The sequence below is a fragment of the Mesorhizobium sp. M1163 genome (assembly GCF_040318415.1).
In the GTDB taxonomy this organism is placed as follows: Bacteria; Pseudomonadota; Alphaproteobacteria; order Rhizobiales; family Rhizobiaceae; genus Mesorhizobium.
On record NZ_JAMYMF010000115.1, the window covers coordinates 1 to 570 of the forward strand.

A 570-nucleotide genomic window follows, 5' to 3' on the forward strand; every position below is an offset into this window, starting at 1 on the left:
ACAAGCTAGTTCGTCCCGCCGCCGCGCGTATGGCGTGGCGGTCTGCGCGCGCCTCGTGATGAAGCGCGCTGATGCTGTCACCTGGTTTGAATCGTGGCCGCATGAGATCCACGCAAGTACTTTTGAGGCAGGCCGCAGCGCCGGTCCTGACAAGCGCCAAGGAGAATGCTGTGCATGAGCCATGATCTCAACTATGCGCTGCAAGCAACCCAGAATTGGATCGGCGATCTGGCGCGGAGACTTCGCTGGCATGATCGCGAGCGGGTCTACCAAGCCTTGATTGCGACGCTGCACGCCCTCCGCGACTGCCTGGATCGCGACCAGGCCGTTTACATGGGCGCACAGCTGCCAGCCTTGCTGCGCGGCTTCTTCTACGAGGGCTGGCGTCCCGGCCGTCGCGCCATAGCCAGAAACCGAAATTCGTTTCTCGACAGGATCCACGACGGCGTCCACCGTGACCCGACGGTGAATCCTGAAGAGGTTGCCCGCTCGGTGCTAGCCCAATTTGCGGACCGTTTGCGTGCAGCAGGGGTTGAAGACCCCAAGGCCTCCACTCCAAGAGTGCTGCAT

General features: G+C 62.1%; 1 protein-coding gene. It reads left to right on the forward strand.

All coding sequences use genetic code 11. The features are described 5' to 3' along the window. Positions 1 to 174: 174 nt before the first annotated feature. Positions 175 to 570: DUF2267 domain-containing protein (locus tag NKH43_RS35260; protein ID WP_352862070.1), on the forward strand; the 396-nt coding region annotated here is incomplete at its 3' end.